Here is a 21,380-nt window from a genome sequence, read left to right as displayed (position 1 = left end):
CCACCACCCGACACAACCCGCCGCAGACGAGGCACCAACAACCCACCCGACCGCACCGCCACCTGCGCCTCACCCGACACCACAGCCGACGTAAGCAGCCGGGCGTTCGTCGGCAGGTCCGTGTCCGTGTCGACCAGGACCACGCGGTCCGGGTGCTCCGACTGCACCGCGCGCATCAGACCCCACAGAGGGGCCTGGGCCAGGCCCGGGACGGGGTCGCCGGGTGTGACGGCGACGGCGCCCCGGGTGAGCACCACGAGGCGGGCGGCGGTCAGGCGCTCGTCGGCGAGGAAGTTCTGTACGAGGCGCAGGAAGACGTCCGCGGTGTGGTGTGCGGCGGCCGGGACGTCGCTCTGACCGTCGCCCGCGGTGGCGCGCACGAGCACCACGTCGGCGGCGGGGTCCACGTCCGCGAGGTCGGGGCCGGCCGCCTCCACGATGCCTGGAGCATCGGTGTCGGGCGCCGCGAGCGGCGTCCAGTCCACGGCGTACGAGGCGTCGTGCTGCGGCTTCGCCGCGGAGCCGAGCCGCTCCTTGGCGACCGGGCGCAGGGCGAGTGACTCCACGCTCATGACCGGTTCACCGACGGCGTCCGCCGCGTGCAGCACGAAGGTGTCGGGCCCGCTCGGCACGATCTGTACCCGCAGGGTGTCGGCGCCGCCGGCGCGCAGGGTCGTGCCGGACCAGGCGAACGGCAGCCTGATGGAGTCCGCCGCCGTGTCGTCCCCTGCGGCGTGCAGCACCACCGGGTGCAGGAGCGCGTCGAAGAGGGCGGGGTGCAGCCCGAACCGGTCGGCGCCGTCCTTGTGCGGGGCGGGCAGGGCGACCTCGGCGTACAGCTCGTCGCCCGTGTGCCACAGCCGCGTCAGGCCCTGGAAGGCCGGGCCGTACTCGTAGCCGAGTCCGGCGAGACGCTCGTACACGTCCTCCAGCGGAACCTCGTCTGCGTCCGCGGGCGGCCACTGCCGCAGATCGGGCCCGGCCGGTGCCGCACCGCCGAGGGTGCCGGAGGCGTGCCGGGTCCAGACCCGCCCGTGGTCCGCACCGGGCTCCGGGCCGTTGTCGGGGCACGCGTGGATCTCGACGGGGCGGATACCGGAGGCGTCCGGCGCGCCGACGGCGACCTGGACGCGTACGGCGCCCTGAGCGGGCAGCTCCAGGGGCGCCTCCAGGGTCAGTTCGTCGATCCGGTCGACGCCGATGTGGCTTGCCGCGACCAGAGCGAGCTCCAGGAACGCGGTGGCGGGCACGAGAACGGTGCCGGCGATCGCGTGGTCGGCGAGCCAGGACTGCTCGGCCACGGCGAGCCTGCCGGTGAGCACGAGGTCGTCCCGCCCGGCCAGTTCCACCGAGGCGTGCAGCAGGGGGTGTCCCGACGGGTCGAGGCCCAGTCCCCGTGCGTCCAGGGGCCTCCCGGGCGCGAGCCAGTAGTGCTCGCGCTGGAAGGCGTACGTCGGCAGGTCGACGAGGCGGGCGCCGGGGTGGAACGTCTCGGCTGCCAGCGGCGCACCGCCCGCCCAGGCCGCGGCGATCCCGGCGAGGAGGGTCTCGTCCTCGGGGCGGGAGGCCCGCAGCAGAGGGACGACGACCGCGTCCGCGTCCTCATCGGCCAGGGCGGCGCGGGTCAGCGGGGCGAGCACGGCGTCGGGGCCGGTCTCGACGAACACGGTGGCCCCGTGCCGCCGAAGACCGCGGACGGCGTCGAGGAACCGTACGGGCCTGCGGATCTGGTGTGCCCAGTAGGCGGGCGAGGTCAGCTCGTCCGGGCCGGCGAGCTCACCGGTGACCGTCGAGACGATCGGGATGCGCGGCTCGTGGAAGGTGAGGCTTTCGGCGACCGTGCGGAACTCGTCCAGTACGTCGTCCATGTGCGGCGAGTGGAAGGCGTGGCTGACCTGGAGCCCGCGGGTACGGCGGCCCTTGGCGCGCCACTGTCCGGCCAGCAGCTCGGTTGCCTCCGCGTCGCCGGAGATCACCAGGGAGTCGGGGGCGTTGACGGCGGCGAGAGCGACGTGGCCGGACGACTTCTCCAGGTCGGCGGCGAGTTCGGCCTCCGTCGCCTCGACGGCGATCATCGCGCCGCCCGCTCGTGCCGCCTCCATGAGACGGCCGCGCGCCGTGACCAGGCGGGCCGCGTCGGCGAGGGACAGCACGCCCGCCACGTGAGCGGCGGTGAGTTCGCCGATGGAGTGCCCGGCGAGCAGATCGGGTGTCATGCCGTGGTGGACGAGCAGCCGGAACAGGGCGACCTCGACGGCGAACAGGGCGGGCTGGGTGTAGGCGGTGCGGTGCAGCAGCCGGCCCGGCTCACTGTCCTCGGCGGCGAACATCACGTCACGCAGGGGCAGTTCGAGGTGTTCGTCGAGTGCCGCGCACACCTCGTCGAGGGCCGCCGCGAACACCGGGGACGCCGCGTACAGTTCGCGGCCCATGCCGGCTCGCTGTGCGCCCTGCCCGGTGAACAGGAACGCGGTGCGGCCCGCGCCCGCCGCGCTGCCGGTGACGACCTGTGCCGTCTCCTCGCCCCGGGCCAGGGCGTCCAGGCCGACGAGGAGGCTGTCGGCGTCCTCGGCGGTGATCACGGCGCGCCGGGTCAGGGCGGTGCGGGTGACGGCGAGGGACGCCCCGATGTCGGCGTGGTGGGCGCCGCTCTCGGTGACGAAGCCGTGCAGTCGCTTGGCCTGGGCGCGCAGGGCGGGCTCGTCGCGGGCGGACAGGACGAACGGGACAGGACCCGTCAACTCCGGCCGCTCAGCCGCACCGGACCCGTCCGCCGACACGAACTCCTCAATGACCACATGAGCATTGGTCCCACTGATACCGAACGACGACACACCTGCCCGACGCGGCGCCCGCTCCCGAACCGGCCACTCACGCGCCTCCGTCAACAACTCCACCGCACCCGTGCCCCACTCCACGAACGGCGACGGCTCATCAACATGCAACGTTTTCGGCAACACCCCATGACGCATCGCCTGCACCATCTTGATCACACCACCCACACCCGCAGCCGCCTGCGCATGCCCGATGTTCGACTTCAACGACCCCAGATACAACGGCCGACCGTCCGACCGCTCCCGCCCATACGTCGACAACAACGCCTGCGCCTCGATCGGATCACCCAACCGCGTCCCCGTACCATGCGCCTCCACCACATCCACATCAGCAGGGGTGAGACGTGCGTCCGCCAGTGCGTCGCGGATGACTCGCTGCTGGGAGGGGCCGACCGGAGCGGTCAGTCCGTTGCCCGTGCCGTCCTGGTTGATCGCGCTGCCGCGGATGACGGCGAGGATGCGGTGGCCGTTCCTGCGGGCGTCCGACAGCCGTTCGACCACGAGGAGGCCCACGCCTTCCGCCCAGGACGTGCCGTCGGCGGTGGCGGCGAAGGACTTGGAGCGCCCGTCCGCGGCCAGGCCGCGCTGGCGCGAGAACTCCACGAACATGCCGGGCGACGACATGACGGTGGCGCCGCCCGCGATGGCCAGGTTGGTCTCGCCGGTACGCAGCGAACGCACCGCCATGTGCAGGGCGACCAGCGAGGACGAGCAGGCCGTGTCGACGGTGACGGCCGGGCCGAGCAGCCCGAGCTGGTAGGCGATGCGCCCGGACAGGACGCTCGGCGTGGTGCCGGTGAGGAGATGCCCCTCGACGCTGTCGGGGGCCTCGTGCATCCGGGGCCCGTAGTCGAGGGTGGTGGCGCCGACGAACACGCCGGTACGGGTGCCCTTGAGAGCGGCGGTGTCCAGGCCGGCGGGCTCGGCGGCCTCCCAGGCGGTCTCCAGGAGGAGGCGCTGTTGCGGGTCCATGGCCAGGGCCTCGCGGGGGGAGATCCCGAAGAACTCGTTGTCGAACAGGGCCGCTTCATGCAGGAAGCCGCCCTCGTCGACGGTGCTGTGGCCGCCGCGCGCGGGGTCGCTGTCGTACAGGTCGGCGTCCCATCCGCGGTCGGTGGGGAAACCGGATATGGCGTCCTGGCCCTCGGCGACCAGCCGCCACAGGTCCTCGGGAGACGTGACGCCGCCCGGGTAGCGGCACGCCATGCCGACGATGGCGATCGGTTCGTTCGCGAGGTCGGAGGCGGAGGAGCCGTGCTCCTGGGCCGGGGTGCCGGTGTCCGGGCCGGCCAGCAGGGTGGTGAGATGGGCGCTGAGGGCGGCCGGGGTGGGATGGTCGAAGAGGAGACCGCTGGGCAGCTTCAGGCCGGACGCGGCGGCGAGCGCGTCGCGCAGTTCGACCGACATGAGGGAGTCGAGGCCGAGGTCCTTGAAGGCGGCGTGCGGGTCGACGCGCCGCACGTCGGTGTGTTCGAGGACGGCGGCGACCTGCTCCAGCACGAGGGCGGTGGCGTCGATGCCCGCTGCCCGGGCACGTGGGGCCGCCCGCGTGGCATCCCGGGCTTCGGGGGCGGTCGGCACAGCGGCGGGAGCGGTCAGGCCGTCGATCCAGTGGCGCTCGCGCTGGAAGGCGTACGTGGGCAGCGCGACCCGGCGTCCGGGACCGCCGGCGTGCACGGCCGCCCAGTCCACCTGCGTCCCGCGTACGAACGCGGCGGCGAGGCCGGTGAGGAGGGAGCGCACCTCGGGGCGCCCCGCGCGCAGCGTGGCGACCGGCGCGGTGGCGTCGGTGTCGTCCAGGCAGTCGGCGGCCAGCGCGGCGCAGACCCCGTCGGGGCCCAGCTCCAGCAGGGTCGCGGCGTGCTGGGCCTGCAGGGTACGTACGGCGTCGAGGAAGCGCACCGGACGGCGCACCTGCTCCACCCAGTAGGCGGGCGACGTCCACTGGCCCGGCTCGACGGCGGCGCCGGTGACCGTGGAGACGGCGGCGATCTCCGGTTCGTGGAAGGTCAGTCGGTCCACGACCGCGCGGAACGCGTCCAGCATCGGGTGCATGAGCGGCGAGTGGAAGGCATGGCTGACGGTGAGGCGGCGGGTCTTGCGGCCCTGCGCGGCGAGGCGCTCCGCGACGGCCGCGACGGTGTCGTGCGCACCGGAGAGCACCACCGAGCGCGGTCCGTTGACGGCGGCGATCGCCACCTCGCCCTCGTGCTCGTGCTCGGCGACCAGCGGCGCCACCTCCTCCTCGGTGGCCCGTACGGCGACCATGGTCCCGCCGGCGGGCAGTTCCTGCATCAGCCGGCCGCGTGCGGCGACGAGTTCGACGGCGTCACCGAGGGACAGCACACCGGCGACGTGGGCGGCGGCGATCTCGCCCACGGAGTGCCCGGCCACATGGTCGGCGGTGACGCCCCAGGAGGTCACCAGGCGATACAGGGCGACCTCGACGGCGAACAGCGCCGGCTGTGTGTAGGCGGTGTCGTCCAGACCGGTCCCGGAGTCGACGACCTCGGCGAGGGGGCGGTCCAGCAGCGGGGCGAAGGCCGCGCAGATCTCGTCGAAGGCGGCGGCGAACACCGGGAAGGCGGCCCGCAGTTCCCGCCCCATGCCGATGCGCTGGGCACCCTGCCCGGTGAACAGGAAGGCCGTCGTGCCGGGCCGGACGGAACCTGTGACGACCTGTGCGGCGGCCTTTTCCCCGGCCACGGCGGTCAGGCCGGCGGCCATGCCGGCGGGGTCGTCGGCGAGGACGACCGCGCGGTGGTCGAAGACGGTGCGGGTGGTGGCCAGAGACCAGCCGATGTCCGCCGGACGGGGCACGGGGGCGGCCGTCACGGCGACGCGCAGCCGGTCGGCCTGGGCGGCGAGGGCGGCTGCATCGCGACCCGAGACCACCCAGGGCAGCAGGGCAGCCCCTGCCTGCTCGGCGGCAGGCTCCGACGCCACCGGGGAACCCGCAGACACCCCGGCCTGCGCAGCGAGCGCGGCAGCACCACGACCCGAAGCAATCCCGGACAGCAAGGCAGTCCCAGCCTGCTGGGCTGTCGACTCCGACGTGGGCCGGGCACCCACTGGAGCCTCGCCCAGTACGACGTGGGCGTTGGTACCGCCCATGCCGAACGAGGAGACACCGGCGATCAACGGCCGTTCGGGAGCAGGCCAGTCGCCCGTCTCGCACTGCACCTCCAGGCCGAGTTCGGCCAGCGGGATCGCGGGGTTCGCGGCTTCGAAGTTGAGGCTCGCGGGCAGGCGACGGTGGCGCAGCGCGAGGAGGGTCTTGATCAGGCCGACGATCCCCGCGGCGCCTTCCAGGTGGCCCACGTTGGTCTTCGCGGACCCGACGCGCAGCGGGGCTGCGCCGGTGCGGGCCGCGCCGAGCACCGCGCCGAGCGCGGCGGCCTCGACGGGGTCGCCGACCGGTGTTCCGGTGCCGTGCAGTTCGACGTACTGGACCGCGGTGGTGTCGAGGCCGCTCCTGTCGTACGCCTCGCGCAGTGCGCGCTCCTGGGACTCACGGCCGGGCACGGTCAGGCCGGGGGTCGCGCCGTCGTTGTTCACGGCGCTCGCGTGGATCACGCCGTGGATGTCGTCACCGTCGGCGAGAGCCCGGGACAGCGGCTTGAGGACGACGGCGCCGCCGCCTTCGCCGCGTACGAACCCGTTGGCGCGGGCGTCGAAGGTGTACGTCGTGCCGTCCGGGGAGAGTCCCCCGAAGCGCTCCCCGGTGACGGCGGCCTCGGCGAGGATGTTGAGGTTGACTCCGGCGACGATCGCGGCGTCCGACTCGCCCGAGCGCAAGGACTCGCAGGCCAGGTGGACCGCGACGAGCGAGGAGGACTGGGCCGAGTCGACGGTGAGGCTGGGGCCGCGCAGGCCCAGGTGGTAGGAGACCCGGTTCGCGATCACGCCACGGTTGACGCCCGTCATGGTGTGCTGGGTGATCGCCCGGGCGCCGTGCTGGTAGAGCAGTGCGGCGTAGTCGTCGCGCAGGGTGCCGACGAACACGGCGGTGCGGCTGTCGCGCAGGGTGTCCGGGACGATGCCGGCGTTCTCCAGCGCCTCCCAGGCCAGTTCGAGCACGAGGCGCTGCTGCGGGTCCATGACCCGTGCCTCGCGGGGGGCTATGCCGAAGAAGCCGGCGTCGAAGGTGTCGACGCGCTCCAGGAAGCCTCCGCGGCGCATGCCGGGCTCGGTGCCTGCGGGCGTGGCCTCCCCGGTCGCGGACTCCCAGCGGCCCTGCGGCACCGGTGTGACGGCCGCCGAGCCGGTGCTCAGCAGCTCCCAGAACGCGTCGGGGTTCTCGGCTCCCGGCAGTCGGCAGGAAAGACCGACGACCGCGATCGCCTCGCCCTCCGCACGACGCGTCCCCATCGTTTCGGACTGGTGCTGATTCGTCATCGCGCTCGACTGCCCTTTCCGGCCGAATTACCGCAAGACTTCTGGGTGGAGAAATACTTCGGCTCGATCGTAGGCAGGGGGGTCTCTCGCTCATCTCAGTGTCCGGCCTCGGCTCGGTAATTCGGTACGGACAAAAAAAGAGAGCGGAAGTGGAAAGGGAAAAGCGCCATGACCGGACGGTGAGCGCAATGGTGCCCGCCCGTTTTTCTCCGCCCGGTCATGGCGCGTCGGCCGGTCAGCCGGCGATGGCCGCCGCCTGGTCCGCGGCGCGGAAGCCGGACTCCAGGGCGCCCTCGACGAAGGCTCCGTGCCAGCCGCTCGCCGTGTCACCGCCCGCGAACACGACGCGTCCGAACGGTTCCTGGATGCGCGGCAGCTGGCGCAGCAGCTGTCCCGGCCGGCGCAGGCCCCAGCCGCCCCGCGCGTAGGGGTCCTTGTGCCATTCCTTGGCGCGGTAGTCGACGACCCTGGCCTCCGGCAGCAGCCCGCGTACCGCGGCCCGTACCGCCGCCGGGTCGGACACGTTGAGGGAGGGGCCGGTGAAGGCGACGAAGAGGCGCCCGTCGGGCAGTTGCGCCTGCGGGATCAGCAGCAGGATGGGGGCGCCCTCGGGTGCCTGGGCGGAGACCGCCTCGGAGGTGCCGCGCACCCGCAGCCACAGCTTGGTGGCGTGCGGTACGCCGACGCCCTCGCGGGCCGCGTCCGCGTACACCTGGGGCAGGCCCGGCTCGAAGGTGAGGGTGGACCACATGTTGACGGGTGTGGCGACCACGACCACGGGTGCCTTGTACACACGGCCGCCGCTCACCTCGACCTGGGTGAGGCCGCCGCGTTCGCGGATCGCGGTGACGGGCGAGTTGAGGCTCACGGTCGCCCCGGACTCGGCCAGCATCCGCTCCAGGACGGAGATCATGCCGCCTTCCGGAAGCAGGCTCATCACCGACAGGAACTGGTCGTAGGTGCCGCCCGCGAGCTGGTACCACTGGGCCATGCCGGTCAGGGAGCCGAACCGGTTGCCGCCCGCGAACACCGAGGTGGCGCCACTCACCCAGTCGTGGTCGACGCCTGACAGGTGGAGCTGGGAGATCCGGTCGGCGAGCGAGAGGGAGTCGACGGACGCGAGCAGGTCCTTGCGGTGCAGCGGCTCGTAGGGTCGCTCGAAGTACCGTTCGGAGCCGGCGTAGAAGTCCGCGAACAGGGTGTTGAGCCTGGCGCCGGCCTCCTGCGGGGAGTGGCTCTGGAAGCCGCCGCCCACGCCCGGCATGACCATGCGGGTGGTGTGGATGTCCTCCCTGGTGGTCAGCGAGTACCGGCTCAGTTCGCGGGCCACGAGGTTCTGGCCGGGGCCGAACCAGCCGCCGCCCAGTTCGACGTGCTGCCCGGCCAGCGTGCCGGGCTCGATTCGGCCGCCGATACGGTCGCGTGCCTCCAGGACCAGGACCTTCATGCCGCGCGCGGTCAGTTCGCGGGCGACGGTGCCGCCCGCGTAGCCGGCGCCGACGACGATCGCGTCGAAGGGCCCGGCGTCGGCTGCGGCGGAGGGCGCCGTGGCGGTGACGACACCGGCGGTGAGCGCGGTCGCGCCCGCCGCTTTCAGAAGGGTTCTTCTGGTGACGCGGCTGCTGGCGCGGGTGTCCGTGCTGTCGCCGTTCCCAGTCATCGAAAACACCTTTCGTGAAGAGTGTGAATCACGTACGGAAAGATCGATCACGGTGCGGAGAACTTGCGGAAACGTACGGAACGGAAAGCGTGCGGGAAATGGGCCGGCTGATCGTCCGCGCGGCCGGCGCATCTCTCGCGATGCCTGTTTTCGGGCAAGGGGAAGGGGCCGGTCCCGACGGGGGATGGAGAACCGGCCCCTTCGTCAGGGGGTCACCCGAGCCGGGTCAACTGGCCGGACGGCGGTATGCCTTGACGACGCTGGCGTAGCTGTTCTTGGCGTGGCCCTGCGCGATGATGCCCTCCATCAGCGCCTCGGAGTACTTGGGCAGTTCGGTGTCGACGCCGAGCGCCTCGCTCTCTTCGACGAGGTGCTTGAGCGCACCCAGGTGCGTCTCCAGGGTGGCGTCGTTGGCCGGGAACTTCTCGTCGCCCGCGTCGATCTGCGCCGCGTAGTCGGCCGTGAACATCTTGATGGCGTCGAGCCACATGTGCGCCCAGGGCAGGAAGTCCTGCGCCTTGACGCCACCGGTCTCCACGATGGCGACCCCGTGCAGGAAGCTGTTCAGGGCGCCCCACATGAGGCCGAGCAGCGACACGTCGAACAGGGCGGGCTTGCCGTGGTCGGTGCCGAGGTAGGTGGTGCCGGCGCCGAGCAGCTTCAGCACGGGCTCGTGGGCGTCGAAGACGGCCTTGTCACCGGCGTAGAAGAGGACGGCGGTCTCGGTGCCGATACCGGGCGGGGTGATCATGATGGCGCCGTCGAGGTACCGCGCGCCGTTCTTCTCTGCCCACTCGGCGGTCTGCCGGGCCTGCTCGGAGGAGCCCGAGGTCAGGTTGACCACGGTCTTGCCGCGCAGCGCGTCACCCAGCGAGCCGATCACGTCGTGCACCACGTCGTACGTCGACACGCACACGACCAGCAGGTCACTCGCGGCCACGGCGTCGGCGGGGGACGCTGCGAGTACCGCGCCGTCCGCGACGACCCCGTCGGCCTTGTCGGCCGAGCGGTTCCACACGGTGGTGGCGTGGCCCGCCTTCAGGAAGGCGGCGGCCAGTGCCTGCCCCATGAGGCCGAGGCCGATCACCGACACCGAGGTGTGGTTGTCACCCATGAATCATTTCCTCCAGTACGAAGCAGTGTGCTGAACAGACCGGCGCGCGGGGCGCACCGGCGGGAAAACGGTCCGGGAAGAGCCCCCGGCGGCGGGCCGCCGTCAGAGGAAGTACGTACCCGGCTCCATGCCGACCAGGACGCGTCCCTGAACCTCCAGGTTCACGTCGATCTGGGCGAGTGCGTGCAGTGAGAAGCCCTGGATGTCGCGGTGGAAGCGCTGGATGTGGACATCGCGTCGGATGACGGAGCCTCCGCTGGCGTTGAACAGGATCTCCACGGCCTCCTTGGCGAGTTGGGCGGCGAACGCGGTCTGGCCGCGCACGATCGCCTTCTCCTCGTCGGTGGGCTGCTCGCCCGCGTCGGCCCGGTTCTGCAGCAGCGTGAGCCAGCGCGTCGACAGTGCCTCGGCGGCGTCGATCTTGTTGGCGGCGGTGGCCACCTGGATCTGGGTGAGCGGGTGCAGCTTCTGGTCGGTCCAGTCGGTGTACGTGATCCCCCGGCCGGGCAGCCGGTCGAGGAACAGCTCGTACGCACCACGCGCGATACCGACGAACACGGCGGCGACCTCCGCCATGACGAAGCTGAGCAGGCCGTAGTTGCGGCCGGTGGCCCCCGCGTTGGAGCGGTCGCCGGTCGCGCTGACCATGACCTCCTCGAAGGACACCGCGTGGTGCGCCGGCACGAAGACGTCCTCGGCGACCGCGGTGGCGCTGCCGGTGGCGGCGCCGGCGGAGACGTCCCAGTCGTCGACGATCCTGAGCTGGTCCATGGGGACGACGGCCATGATCTCGCCCTGAGTGCCGTCCGGGTTCTGAACCATCGCGGCCGTGAAGTCCCAGTCGGCGCCCTTGCAGCCGGTGTTGAACCTCCACGTGCCGTTGAGGCGGTACCCGCCGTCGGTGGGGGTCGCGGTGCCCGTCGGCGCGAACGCGCTGGAGATTCTGACGGAGCCGGCGGCGAAGATCTCCTCCTGCGTCCGGTCGGGGTAGAGCGTGGCCGTCCAGGTGCTCGTCACCCACACCATGGTCACCCAGGCGGCGGCCGGGCAGGCGCGGCCGATCTCGGTGATGACCTTCGCCTGGTCGGCCAGGGGCAGGTCGAGGCCGCCGAACCTGCGGGGCACCGCCATGCGGAACACCCCTGCCTTCTCCAGGAGTTCGATGCTCTCGTCCAGCAGCCAGCCGCGGTCCTCGGCTGCGCGACCGTTCTCGCGAAGGCTCGGGGCGATGCTGCGCACGGCTTCCAGTACGCCTGTCAGGTCGTCGTTCGTGGCCATTTCCGGCTCCTCGATAGTGCGATTCCTACTGCCGGTCGAGAGGCGCGAGAACCCAACGCCCACCAGGCAGTTCGAAACCTTACTGAAGGCGCCGGAAAAAGCAGTAAGAGACCGCCCATTGTGCGGTCATCACCTCCACATTTCCCTGAAGTCACCCGACCGGGAAACATAATTACCGGACACTTACCGAGCACTTACCGGCGAGATGCCGGAAAATGAGCGGACGGTGCGCACGACGTCATGTGTGGGAATATTTCCGCATGACTCTTTCATGGCCCGAACTCGTACGTACGGCGGCCGAGGACACCACCTCGGCGCTCGAAAAGGGAGCGCACCAGGACTGGCGCGGAAATGCCGGTGACCTGGACTGGAACTGTCGCGAAACCCTTTCGCACATCGCGCTCGGCGTCGTGGGTTACGCGGGCCTGCTCATCGCCCGCCCCACCGACCGCTACATCACCCTGTTCTCCTCGATCGACGGGAACGCACCCGCCCCCGCGGCCCTCGAAGGCATCCGTATCGCCGGCACGCTGCTCGCCGGCACCGTCCGTGACACCCCGCCCGAGGCCCGCGCCTGGCATCCCTACGGTCACTCCGACGCGGCCGGTTTCGCCGCCATGGGTGTGCTCGAACTCGTGGTGCACGGGCGGGACATCGCGCAGGCGCTCGACGTGGAGTACACACCCTCGGACGAGCTCGCCGCGCCCGTGGTCGAGCGCCTCTTCCCCGACGCGCCGGCCGGCCACAACCCCGCCCAGACCCTGCTGTGGTGCACGGGACGCGTCGCACTGCCGGGACTCCCGCGCCGTACCGGCTGGCGCTGGGACGGCCGGGTCCGGTAAACCGGCCGCCGCGCACCACACCGCTCCGACGTGCCCTCGGGCGACTTCACACGAGTCGCCCGGGGGCACTTTTCTTTTTTCCCGGCGTTGTCGTTTCCCGCGCCGGAGACCACGGCGTTACCGCAGCATGGATGAGGCGTTGAACCTGCCCGAATAGTGTCGGCCACGGAATGCACAAGCACCCGTCCTGAACGTTCCTTTCACCGGAACGTTCCTCGCCAGGAAGGCAGGCCGATTCCCGCCATGTCAAAGATCGTCGCGGAACTGGAAAACCACACCGCACGCTACGTCGAGGCCGTCAACACAGGCGACTTCGAGACAGTTGACGGTTTCTACACCGCCGATGCCGTCGCCGTATGGGAACCGGGCAAGCCGCTCAGGGGTGACGAGCGCCGGAAATACCAGCGCGAGTTCCTTGCGGCCAAGCCGCGTATGACCGCGAAGCCCCGGCAGGTGTTCGTCACCGGGGACACCGCGTTGATGATCGTCGACTGGACGATCGACATCGACGACGCCGACGGAGCGTCCGAGCACCTGTCGGGCGTCGGCGTGGACGTGCTGACCCTGGGCGAGGACGGGGTGTGGCGCTACGCGATCGACGACCCGTTCGGCCAGGAGAGCTGACCGGCGCGACGCCGACACGCCCAGACCCGAAGGCACATCCGATCATGAATGACATGTCAGGTCCGCCCGGCGGGCCGGCATCGAGTACACGGGGGACACACAGCACCATGCACACCGGACCCACCAGCCAGCAGCGGCCGTCGCGCCGCACCCTCATCAAGGCGGCCGGCGCGGCGGCCGTAGCGGTACCCGTCCTCGCCCCGGTCGCCTCGGCCGCCTCCCGCGGCACGACGGCAGCCCCGGCGGCCGCGGCGGACTGGGACGTCATCGTCATCGGCGCGGGCTTCGCCGGCGTCACCGCGGCCCGCGAACTGCGCGCCCGCGGGAAGCGGGTGCTCGTCCTTGAGGCCCGCGACCGCATCGGCGGCCGCACCTGGACCGACACCTACGGCGGGCAGCTGATCGAGCGCGGCGGTACCTGGGTCGAGCCGACCCAGCCCTATCTGGGCCCCGAACTCAAGCGCTACTCCTTGGCGCTGGAGGAGGACGACCCGATCTCGACCACCTGGCTGCCGACGCCGAGCGGCCCGAAGCAGTTCACGCCGGAGGACGGCTTCGGCCGCATCGGCACCATCTTCGACCGCATGTTCGAAGGTTCGCAGACGTACTTCGAGAAGCCCCTCCAGCCGCTGCTCCGGAACGATCTGCTGGCGAACCTGGACAAGCTGTCACTGCGTGACCGCCTGACCCAGCTCTCCCTCACGCCCGCGGAGGAGCTCCTCGTCAACGGGCAGACGGCGGTCTACTCCGGCGGCACCAGCGCCATGGGCGCGTTCACGATGTTCGCGCAGTGGTGGGCGCTGTCCGGCCACACCAACCAGGGCTGGAACGACACCATGCGCTGGCGCATCGCCAAGGGCACCAAGGCGCTGCTCGACGCGATGCTCAACGAGGCCAAACCGACCGTCCGGCTCAGCTCGCCCGTAGCCACCGTCACCGACACGGGCTCGCTCGTGTACGTGACCACCAAGTCCGGTACGCAGTACAACGCTTCGGCGGTCGTCGTCGCGATGCCGGTCAACGCCCTGAACACGGTCAGGTTCTCCCCGGCCCTGCCCGCGGCGCTCACCACCGCCTCGGGCCAGGGCGTCGCCGTGAAGAACGCCGTCAAGCTGTGGATCCACGCCCGCAAGGGAGCGGGCAGGGTCTACGGCCAGGGTGCCGAGGGGGGATCACCGATCCCCATGCTGCTGCCGTTCAAGGAGACGGCCGAGGGCATGCTGTACATCGCCTTCAGCACCGACCCCGCCTTGGACCCCACCAATACCGCCCAGGTCAAGAGCGCCGTGCAGAAACTCGGCGTGAACCTGGACGTCATCGGGGTCAAGGTGCACGACTGGGGCCGCGACCCCTACGCGCTCGGCGGCTGGGCGTTCCGCAAGCCGGGTCAGCTCACGAAGCTCTACCCCGATGTCACCCACACCAGTGGGCGGCTCTCCTTCGCCAGCGGTGACATAGCCAACGGCTGGAGCGGCTACATCGACGGCGCCATCGAGTCCGGCATGCGTGCCGCCCGGCAGGCAGCGGGCGAGGAATGACCACCGACGCGTCACCCATCCACCTTCCAGAAGGGAAGCACCAAGCCATGTCAGCCACGTCAGCCACGTCCTTCACCGTCGACTTCGACCCGGCACGCCCCGACCTCACCGCCGACACCGACACCCAGAACGAGATCTTCATCCAGGTGTTCAACTCGGGTGACGGCGCACTGTTCAACAGCCTCTACCTCGACGACTCGATATCGAACTTCTCCGGAGAGCCCCTGACGGGCGAGGCCCGGCTGACGTTCTTCAAGGAGTTCCTGGCCGCCAAGCCGACCCTCAAGGCGACCGTCACCCACTCGTACGTCGCCGGAGACGTGGCGCTGATCGGTGTCGAGTACGCCATCGACTCCACGGGCCCCGACGGCGAGCCGGTCCGGCTGGAGGGCAACTGCACCGACGTGCTCCGCCGCACCGAGGACGGCCGCTGGCTGATGGCCATCGACCGCCCGGTGGCCTCCAGCGGCCTCGTCGCCGACTAGATCCGAACGGGAGCCCCCCTGGCGCGCCAGGGGGGCTCCGCCATGCCGGAAACCCCCGATGGACCAAGGAGACACAGTGACCGACCAGGAAGAACTGACGTCCGTTCTGGACGCCGTGCGCGACATCGTCCCCACTCTGCGCGCGAACGGCGCGGACGCCGAGGCCCAGCGGTGGATCCCCGACGAGAACATCGAACTGCTCGACAAGGCCGGAGTGTTCCGCACCGCGGTGCCCCGGGCCCATGGCGGGCTGGACCTCGGTGTGGCCGATCAGTTCAGGGTGATCGCGGAGGTCGCGCGCGGCTGCCCGTCCACCGGATGGCTGACCATGGTGTGGCTCACCAGCACCTGGTGCGCCTCTCTCTACCCCGACCGGGCGCAGGAGGAGGTCTTCGCCGGCGGCAACACACGCGTGTCCATCGTTTTCGCGCCCACCGGCACCCTCGTACCGGCGGACGGCGGCTACCGCCTGAGCGGCACCTGGCGGTACAACTCAGGTGTCCGCGGGTCTGACTGGGACCTGCTCGCCGCGATGGTGGAGCGTCCCGACGGAACCACCGAGGAGCTCGTCGCCATGGTGCCGGTCTCCGAACTGGACGTCACCGACGACTGGCACGTCAGCGCGGGAGCCGCCACCGGCAGCTGCACGACCACCGCCAGGGACGTGTTCGTTCCCGCCCACCGCGTGGTCTCCCTGGAGGAGGTCATGGTCAGCGCGACCGGCGACCGCTCCAACACCGGTGCCACCGGCCGCAACTACGGGCTGCTCGCCTACGTGCTCTCCGGCGTCGCCGGCGCGTTCGTCGGTATCGCGCGTGGTGCGTACGAGCTGTTCCTCGACCGGCTGCCCGGCCGGGGGATCACGTACACCGACTGGACCGACCAGAAGCTGCACCCGCTCACCCAGATCCAGGTGGCCACCGCCGCCAACAAGATCGACGCCGCCGAGGCACTGTCGACGCGCTGGCTCACGCTGCTGCAGAACCGGGCCGACGCGGGCGAGCAGCCCACCGACGAGGAGAAGGCGATCGTGCGCGGCCAGACCGCGTTCGCCGCCCAACTCGCCAAGGAGGCCGTGGAGATCCTGTTCAACGCCAGCGGAGGCTCCGTCATCCGACGCGATGTCCACATCCAGCGCTTCCACCGCGACATCCAGGGCTTCTCACTGCACGCACTCGCCCAGATCGACGTGAACCTGGAGGTTCAGGGACGCGTCCTGGTCGGCATGGAACCGGGTACGTACTTCCTCTGACGGCGGCCCGCCGCCGGGGGCGGGCCGGAACGCGCGACAGGGCGGCACCACCGGTCTGCACGGTGGTGCCGCCCTGTCGCGCCCACCGGTCAGGAGACGATGGCCGGTTTCCCGAAGCGGCCGTTGACGAACAGCAGCTCGTCGCCCGCCGCGCCCTGGCCCGCCGCCAGCACCGTACCGATGAAGATGGTGTGATCGCCGAACGAGTGCGCCTCCGTGAGGTCGCACTCCAGCCACGCCACCGAGTCGTCGAGCAGCGGTGCCCCGGTGTGCTCGCCGGCCCGCCAGTCCACCTGCTCGAACTGCGCGGCACCCAGGACGCGGCTCTTGTCGGCGAAGTGCCGGGCGAGCGCCTCCTGGTGAGCACCGAGTATGTTCACGGCGAAGTGCCCGGCACCGGTCAGCGCACCGTGCATGACCGCGCTGTGGCCGATGCCGCACAGGACGGACGGCGGGTCGAGGGAAACCGAGCTGAAGGCGTTCGCCGTCATGGCGTGGAGGTGCTCCCCACCCACGGTGAGTACCGTGACGCCCGTGGCGAAGCGGGACATCACCTCGCGAAGCCGGTCCGGCCGCACCGGCCCGTGAGCGGAACGCATGGCAGCGTGATCGAGTTCGACGGACGCGGAATTCATGCCACTCTCCGATGGGTCACACGGGACACGTCAGTGCCGTCCGCGCTGAAGGGCGGCCGGCGCAAACAACGTAACCGGGACGTCTCGCGGTTCTCCCACGGCCGGGTAACCGCCGTACCGCCTGTGCCGGGGCATGACCAATGACCTTCCAGTGACCGAACGTTGACCTTGTCACCGGACCCTGAAGACATGAATGAAAACTTCACCACCGCCGCCGAACCCGAACTCGCCGAGCCTTATCTGCGCCAGATACTCGACATGGCCGGACTGGCCGTCGAATACGTTCGGGCGGAGGCGAACACCCTGTACATGCGCGACGAGGACGGAACCGAGATCCCGGTCGCGGACTTCGCCGGCGGATACGGTTCGGTGCTGCTCGGCCACAACCACCCGGAGATCACCGCATACGCCAGGGATCTGCTCGCCGAACAGACGCCGATCCACGCCCAGTTCTCACGCCACCCGTACGCCAACCGGCTGGCCGCCGAACTGAACCGCATCATCGCGCGTGAACTCTCCGACGACGAGCCTTATTACGCCATATTCGGCAACAGTGGCGCGGAATCGGTGGAAGCCGCCGTCAAGCACGCGGAACTTGACCGGGGTCTACGGGTCTCCGTGCTGCTCGACACGGTCGACGCCGAACTCGACGCGGCGCGCACCGCTGTCGCGGAGAATGCCGCCACCGTCCATGGCGAGGAGGCCGCACGCCTCGGGGTCGCCCTCGCGGCCGACGACAACGATGCCTTCCGCCTCCTGGAGGCGGAGATCAGGCGCCGCAACAGCGAGACCGTCGCGGCACCACCGCTGTTCCTCGCGCTTGAGGGTGGCTTCCACGGCAAACTGGCCGGCAGTGTGCAGCTGACCCACAACGAGAGCTACCGGCTGCCCTTCAAGTCCCTCGCGGCCCAGGCCCGGTTCGTTCCGCAGGACGGACCCGAGGCGCTGCGCGACGTGCACGCACGGGAGCGCCGGGTCCTGCTCGGTCTGAGCGGGGAGGGCGGAAGGATCACGGTGACGGAACACGAGTTTCCCGTGTTCTGCGCCTTCCTGGTCGAACCCATCCAGGGCGAGGGGGGAATTCGGGTCCTCTCCCCCGAATTCGCCCGGGAGATCCAGGAGTTCTGCGCCGCGATCGACTGCCCGCTCGTCGTCGACGAGATCCAGAGCGGAATGGGCAGGACGGGCACACTGCTCGCCAGTTCCCGGATCGGCCTGCGTGGTGACTACTACACCCTCGCCAAGACACTCGGCGGAGGCATCGCGAAGGCGTCCGTGATGCTGGTGCGCGAGAAGCGCTATCGCCGGGATTTCGAGGTCGTGCACAGTTCAACATTCGCGAAGGACAGCTTCTCCTGCCACATCGCGCTACGCGTCCTGGATCTTCTGGAAAGGGACGGCGGAGCCGCGTACCGGCAGGCCGAGGAACGCGGTGCGGCGCTGCACGCCAAACTCGACGCGGTGCGGGCGGAGTTCCCGGACGTCGTGCTGGACGTGCGCGGTCGCGGGCTGATGCAGGGCCTGGAATTCCGTGACCAGTCCGACGCGTCGTCGCCCGAACTGCGTGAGATCGCGGGCAGCGGTCTGTTCGGCTATTTCCTGGCGGGCCATCTGCTGCGCCGACACCGAGTGCGGACCTTCCCGACGGCCAGCGCGGTCGGCACGCTGCGGTTCGAGCCGTCGATCCATGTCACGGACACCGAACTGGAGCAGCTGTACGCCGGGCTGCGTGATGTGTGCACACTGTTGCGGAAACAGGCCGGCGACGAGCTCACCGCCGCGGGCCGCTGACCAACCCCTGGGTGAGTACGCCGCCTCCCCCCACCGGCGTACGGACCCAGGGCACTCCGGACACGTGCGGGTCGAGACCAGGACAGGCACGTGCGACCGGGAGCAGTACGGGAAACGGAAAGCGCCGACAGCGCCGTCACGCGGTACACCGGTCCCGGCAGAGCACCACGCTGGAGCGAGCGGAAACGGGGAGTTCATGCAGTTCCGATTACTGGGGCCACTGGAAGTCGAGAACGAGGAGGGCCTGGTCGACCTGGGCGGGCGCAGACAGCGCGCGGTGCTGGCGTATCTCCTGCTGCACGCGAACCAAGTGGTGTCCACCAGCCAGTTGCTGTCGGCCCTGTGGTCCGACGACATGGCGCCCATGACCGCACGCAAGATCCTGCAGAACGCCGTCTGGAAGCTGCGCGGTGTGCTGGCGCGGCCTCCACGGTCCGAGCGCAGCCCCGAGCTGCTGACCCGCCCGCCCGGCTATCTGCTGCGCGTACCGCCGCAGTACGTCGACCTGCTCGACTACCGGCAGCGGGTGGCGACAGGCCGGTCGGCCCTGACGGCGGGGCAGGTGGAGACCGCGCACGAGTCCCTCGGCGAGGCGCTGTCGCTGTGGCGCGGGCCCGTGCTCGCCGACCTGGTGGAGGAGGGAATCTGCTGGCCGGAGCTGACAGCCGTGCAGAACAGACGGCTCGATGTGATGGAGGATCTGTTCGAGGCCGCCCTGGCCTGTGGCCGGCACCAGCTGGTCCTGCGCGACCTGGAGAACCTCGTTGTCTCCGAACCGCTGCGGGAACGCGCTTCGGGGCAGCTCATGGTGGCCCTGTACCGGTGCGGACGGCAGGCCGAGGCGCTGGCGGTGTTCGGCCGGGTGCGCACCGCCCTCGTGGACGGGCTCGGGCTGGAGCCCGGACGCGAACTGCACCGGTTGCAGCAGGCGATCCTCACCCACGATCCGTCGCTCGACGCACCGCAGGCGGTGGGCGGCCGGGCGGCGGTGACCGTCACACCGGCCACCCCGCCCGCGCATTCCCCGGCCGTGCCCACCGACTCCACCGCCGTCGACTCCGCCGCAGAGGACCCCTGTCCAACCGGCCCACACGAGTCCCGCACCGCCAGCGTGGTCATGTTCCGCTTCCGCCTCGGCGAGGAACTCGGCCGGGTACTGGTCGAGGACCGGGACCGGGTGCTCGACGCCCTGACGCAGGTGGCCAGGGAGAAGGCCGAACTGCACGGCGGGCAGGTCACGGCCGTGCTCGGCTCGACGGTGCTCGCCGTGTTCGCCGGGACCGACCCGGCCGAGGGCGCCGAGCGGGCCGTCCGCACCGCGGCGGCCGTCCGCGACAGTCTCAGCGTCCCCACCGGGACCCTCGCACCACCGCAGGCCGCCGTACGGGGACTCACCGTGCACGCGGCCGTGGCCTCCGGCGAGGCTCTGCTGTCGCGCCCGCCCGCTCAGAACGTACTGCCCCCGTGGGTCGGCGGCAGGCTGGTCGACACCTGCCGGACGATGCTCACCGACGTACAGGCCGGGGAGATCCACGTCTGCGACGAGACGCGCCTACGCAGCAAGGGGGCGGCCACGTTCCGTCGTGCCTGCGCCTCGGCCGTCGCCCCGTGGGAACTGCACCTGCTGAAGGGTGATGTCCCGGAGCCGTCCCACGGCTGGGCGGGCGCGGGCGACCAGGTCAGTGAGCTGGAGCTCACCCAGCACACGCTGCTGCGCACACAGCAGCGCTCGGCCGCGCATCTGATCACACTCATCGACGACTCGGGCCGGGCCAGGACACGGCTGCTCATGGAGTTCCAGCGGCGGGTCGAGGAAAGCCACGGCGGACGGGTACGGGTGCTGGCCGGCACGGTCCGGCCGCCCGGGCCGGGCTCCGCGCTGTCGGTGCCGGCGGAGATGCTGGCCGCGTACTGCGGCATCGATCCGAGCGGGCCCGAGGCTCACGCGACGACGCGGCTGCGCGCCACCCTCGACCGGCTCGGCGGCGGCCCGGGCACCGGAGGGGACCTGTACGCGCCGCTCGCCTCGCTGCTCCGGCCGGGGCCCACGGCGTTCGCGACGACGGTCCCCGGCGATCTGCTACGCGCGTGGACGACCTTCCTCGCGCGGGCCGCACGCGAACAGCCGCTGGTGGTGATCTGGGACGACCTGCAGTACGCCGACGACGCGCTGCTGGACGTCGTGGAGCAGCTGACGCAGACGCATGCCAACGTGCCGCTGCTCAACGTCGTCGGCGCGGACGCCCGTCTGCCCGAGCGGCGCCCCGGCTGGGCCACCGCCCGCCCGCGCACGGTGACCATCAGTCTCACCCCGGAGCCCGGCGACGCCCTCAACGGGCTACTGGAATCCCTGCTTCCGCCGGTCAGGGAGTCCGCGGCCGTCTGAGAGCGGCTCGCCCGTGCCGGTGAGGCGTACGGCACGGGCGAGAGCGCCGATGGCCTCCGGGACGTCCGGTGATCCGGCGGGCAGGACGTCCACGGCCGTCTCGATGAGCAGGGATCCCGCGAGGGCCTTCCACGGGGCCGTGGCAGCGACACGTACCGGCCCCGTGGGCGCCCGTGCGCCGAGCACCTGCCGTGCCCAGTCGGTGATGCGGCCCCGTGCCGGGGCGGTGACGCCCGGCGCGCCCTGAAGCCGGGCGCCGAATCGGGCGAGGATCTCCCCGGCGTGATCGCCGAGGAGATCGCCTTCCCGTGTCGTCGGAGAGCCTGGCGTGGGGACAACAGGAGCGGGGATGTCCGGTCGGCCCGTGCCCCTGGACCGCCGCAGCCCCTCGGACAGGGCCGCAGCGAACTGTCTGCCGACGAAGACGGCCAGAGGCGCGTCCATCTCACCTGCGACGGAGGCACGCACCGGCAGAGGTGATCCGTGCGGGGAACGACGGGCGTGTACGGCTGCGGTTTCCATGGGACCAGCACACCAAGCCCG

General features: G+C 71.0%; 13 protein-coding genes. 7 read left to right on the top strand and 6 right to left on the bottom strand.

Annotation, left to right across the window (positions count from 1 at the left end):
• The 4 genes from G3I56_RS44090 to G3I56_RS25135 form a co-directional block, all read right to left on the bottom strand.
• Positions 1–7,232, bottom strand: a 7,232-nt coding sequence (locus G3I56_RS44090) for a type I polyketide synthase (protein ID WP_239135085.1), incomplete at its 3' end; no start/stop codon positions are given.
• Positions 7,233–7,467: 235 nt separating this feature from the next.
• On the bottom strand, positions 7,468–8,892 hold the full coding sequence (locus G3I56_RS25145; RefSeq protein WP_164412634.1) for an NAD(P)/FAD-dependent oxidoreductase: 1,425 nt from the start codon (positions 8,890–8,892) through the stop codon (positions 7,468–7,470).
• 226 nt (positions 8,893–9,118) lie between these two features.
• Positions 9,119–10,006 (bottom strand): NAD(P)-binding domain-containing protein, encoded by an 888-nt coding sequence (locus G3I56_RS25140; RefSeq protein WP_164412631.1) that lies wholly within the window; start codon positions 10,004–10,006, stop codon positions 9,119–9,121.
• 102 nt (positions 10,007–10,108) lie between these two features.
• Positions 10,109–11,284 carry an acyl-CoA dehydrogenase family protein gene (locus tag G3I56_RS25135; protein WP_164412629.1) on the bottom strand — a complete coding sequence of 392 codons (1,176 nt, stop codon included), beginning with the start codon at positions 11,282–11,284 and terminating at the stop codon, positions 10,109–10,111.
• A gap of 260 nt (positions 11,285–11,544) precedes the next feature.
• Between G3I56_RS25135 and G3I56_RS25130 the strand changes: the two genes are divergently transcribed.
• The 5 genes from G3I56_RS25130 to G3I56_RS25110 all read left to right on the top strand — a co-directional run bounded on the left by G3I56_RS25130 (position 11,545) and on the right by G3I56_RS25110 (position 16,025).
• A complete protein-coding gene (locus tag G3I56_RS25130; protein ID WP_164412628.1) occupies positions 11,545–12,126 on the top strand; it encodes a maleylpyruvate isomerase N-terminal domain-containing protein in 582 nt (193 codons plus the stop codon).
• Between the two features lie 243 nt (positions 12,127–12,369).
• Positions 12,370–12,750, top strand: a complete 381-nt coding sequence (locus G3I56_RS25125) for a nuclear transport factor 2 family protein (RefSeq protein ID WP_164412626.1) — start codon at positions 12,370–12,372, stop codon at positions 12,748–12,750.
• A 107-nt stretch (positions 12,751–12,857) separates the two neighbouring features.
• Positions 12,858–14,288: an NAD(P)/FAD-dependent oxidoreductase gene (locus G3I56_RS25120; RefSeq protein ID WP_239135084.1), complete on the top strand. Its 1,431-nt coding sequence runs from the start codon at positions 12,858–12,860 to the stop codon at positions 14,286–14,288.
• A gap of 47 nt (positions 14,289–14,335) precedes the next feature.
• Positions 14,336–14,773, top strand: coding sequence for a nuclear transport factor 2 family protein (locus G3I56_RS25115; RefSeq protein ID WP_164412622.1), 438 nt, complete (start codon positions 14,336–14,338; stop codon positions 14,771–14,773).
• 76 nt (positions 14,774–14,849) lie between these two features.
• Positions 14,850–16,025 (top strand): acyl-CoA dehydrogenase family protein, encoded by a 1,176-nt coding sequence (locus tag G3I56_RS25110; RefSeq protein ID WP_164412620.1) that lies wholly within the window; start codon positions 14,850–14,852, stop codon positions 16,023–16,025.
• An 89-nt stretch (positions 16,026–16,114) separates the two neighbouring features.
• Here G3I56_RS25110 and G3I56_RS25105 read toward each other — a convergent pair whose 3' ends face one another.
• Complete coding sequence (locus tag G3I56_RS25105; RefSeq protein ID WP_239135083.1) at positions 16,115–16,624, bottom strand: flavin reductase family protein; 510 nt, start codon at positions 16,622–16,624, stop codon at positions 16,115–16,117.
• A gap of 225 nt (positions 16,625–16,849) precedes the next feature.
• Here G3I56_RS25105 and G3I56_RS25100 point away from each other — a divergent pair, with 225 nt between their 5' ends.
• On the top strand, positions 16,850–18,451 hold the full coding sequence (locus G3I56_RS25100; protein ID WP_164412616.1) for an aminotransferase class III-fold pyridoxal phosphate-dependent enzyme: 1,602 nt from the start codon (positions 16,850–16,852) through the stop codon (positions 18,449–18,451).
• Between the two features lie 196 nt (positions 18,452–18,647).
• Complete coding sequence (locus tag G3I56_RS25095) at positions 18,648–20,837, top strand: BTAD domain-containing putative transcriptional regulator (protein WP_164412614.1); 2,190 nt, start codon at positions 18,648–18,650, stop codon at positions 20,835–20,837.
• On the opposite strand, the gene G3I56_RS25090 is transcribed toward G3I56_RS25095, so the two are convergent.
• Positions 20,790–21,281: a hypothetical protein gene (locus G3I56_RS25090; protein ID WP_164412612.1), complete on the bottom strand. Its 492-nt coding sequence runs from the start codon at positions 21,279–21,281 to the stop codon at positions 20,790–20,792. The genes G3I56_RS25095 and G3I56_RS25090 overlap by 48 nt on opposite strands.
• Positions 21,282–21,380 lie beyond the last annotated feature (99 nt).

The sequence above is a fragment of the Streptomyces sp. SID12488 genome, assembly GCF_010548275.1.
Taxonomy (GTDB): Bacteria; Actinomycetota; Actinomycetes; order Streptomycetales; family Streptomycetaceae; genus Streptomyces.
The sequence above is the reverse complement of the archived record's forward strand: the minus strand, read 5'-3'. Positions and strand labels throughout refer to the sequence as shown.

What these genes read in the sequence shown, in the direction of transcription:
- G3I56_RS25090 (WP_164412612.1), bottom strand. Translation starts at nt 21,281, where the DNA reads ATGGACGCGCCTCTGGCCGTCTTCGTCGGCAGACAGTTCGCTGCGGCC.
- G3I56_RS25115 (WP_164412622.1), top strand. Translation starts at nt 14,336, where the DNA reads ATGTCAGCCACGTCAGCCACGTCCTTCACCGTCGACTTCGACCCGGCA.
- G3I56_RS25095 (WP_164412614.1), top strand. Translation starts at nt 18,648, where the DNA reads ATGCAGTTCCGATTACTGGGGCCACTGGAAGTCGAGAACGAGGAGGGC.
- G3I56_RS25140 (WP_164412631.1), bottom strand. Translation starts at nt 10,006, where the DNA reads ATGGGTGACAACCACACCTCGGTGTCGGTGATCGGCCTCGGCCTCATG.
- G3I56_RS25135 (WP_164412629.1), bottom strand. Translation starts at nt 11,284, where the DNA reads ATGGCCACGAACGACGACCTGACAGGCGTACTGGAAGCCGTGCGCAGC.
- G3I56_RS25105 (WP_239135083.1), bottom strand. Translation starts at nt 16,624, where the DNA reads ATGCGTTCCGCTCACGGGCCGGTGCGGCCGGACCGGCTTCGCGAGGTG.
- G3I56_RS25100 (WP_164412616.1), top strand. Translation starts at nt 16,850, where the DNA reads ATGAATGAAAACTTCACCACCGCCGCCGAACCCGAACTCGCCGAGCCT.
- G3I56_RS25130 (WP_164412628.1), top strand. Translation starts at nt 11,545, where the DNA reads ATGACTCTTTCATGGCCCGAACTCGTACGTACGGCGGCCGAGGACACC.
- G3I56_RS25125 (WP_164412626.1), top strand. Translation starts at nt 12,370, where the DNA reads ATGTCAAAGATCGTCGCGGAACTGGAAAACCACACCGCACGCTACGTC.
- G3I56_RS25145 (WP_164412634.1), bottom strand. Translation starts at nt 8,892, where the DNA reads ATGACTGGGAACGGCGACAGCACGGACACCCGCGCCAGCAGCCGCGTC.
- G3I56_RS25120 (WP_239135084.1), top strand. Translation starts at nt 12,858, where the DNA reads ATGCACACCGGACCCACCAGCCAGCAGCGGCCGTCGCGCCGCACCCTC.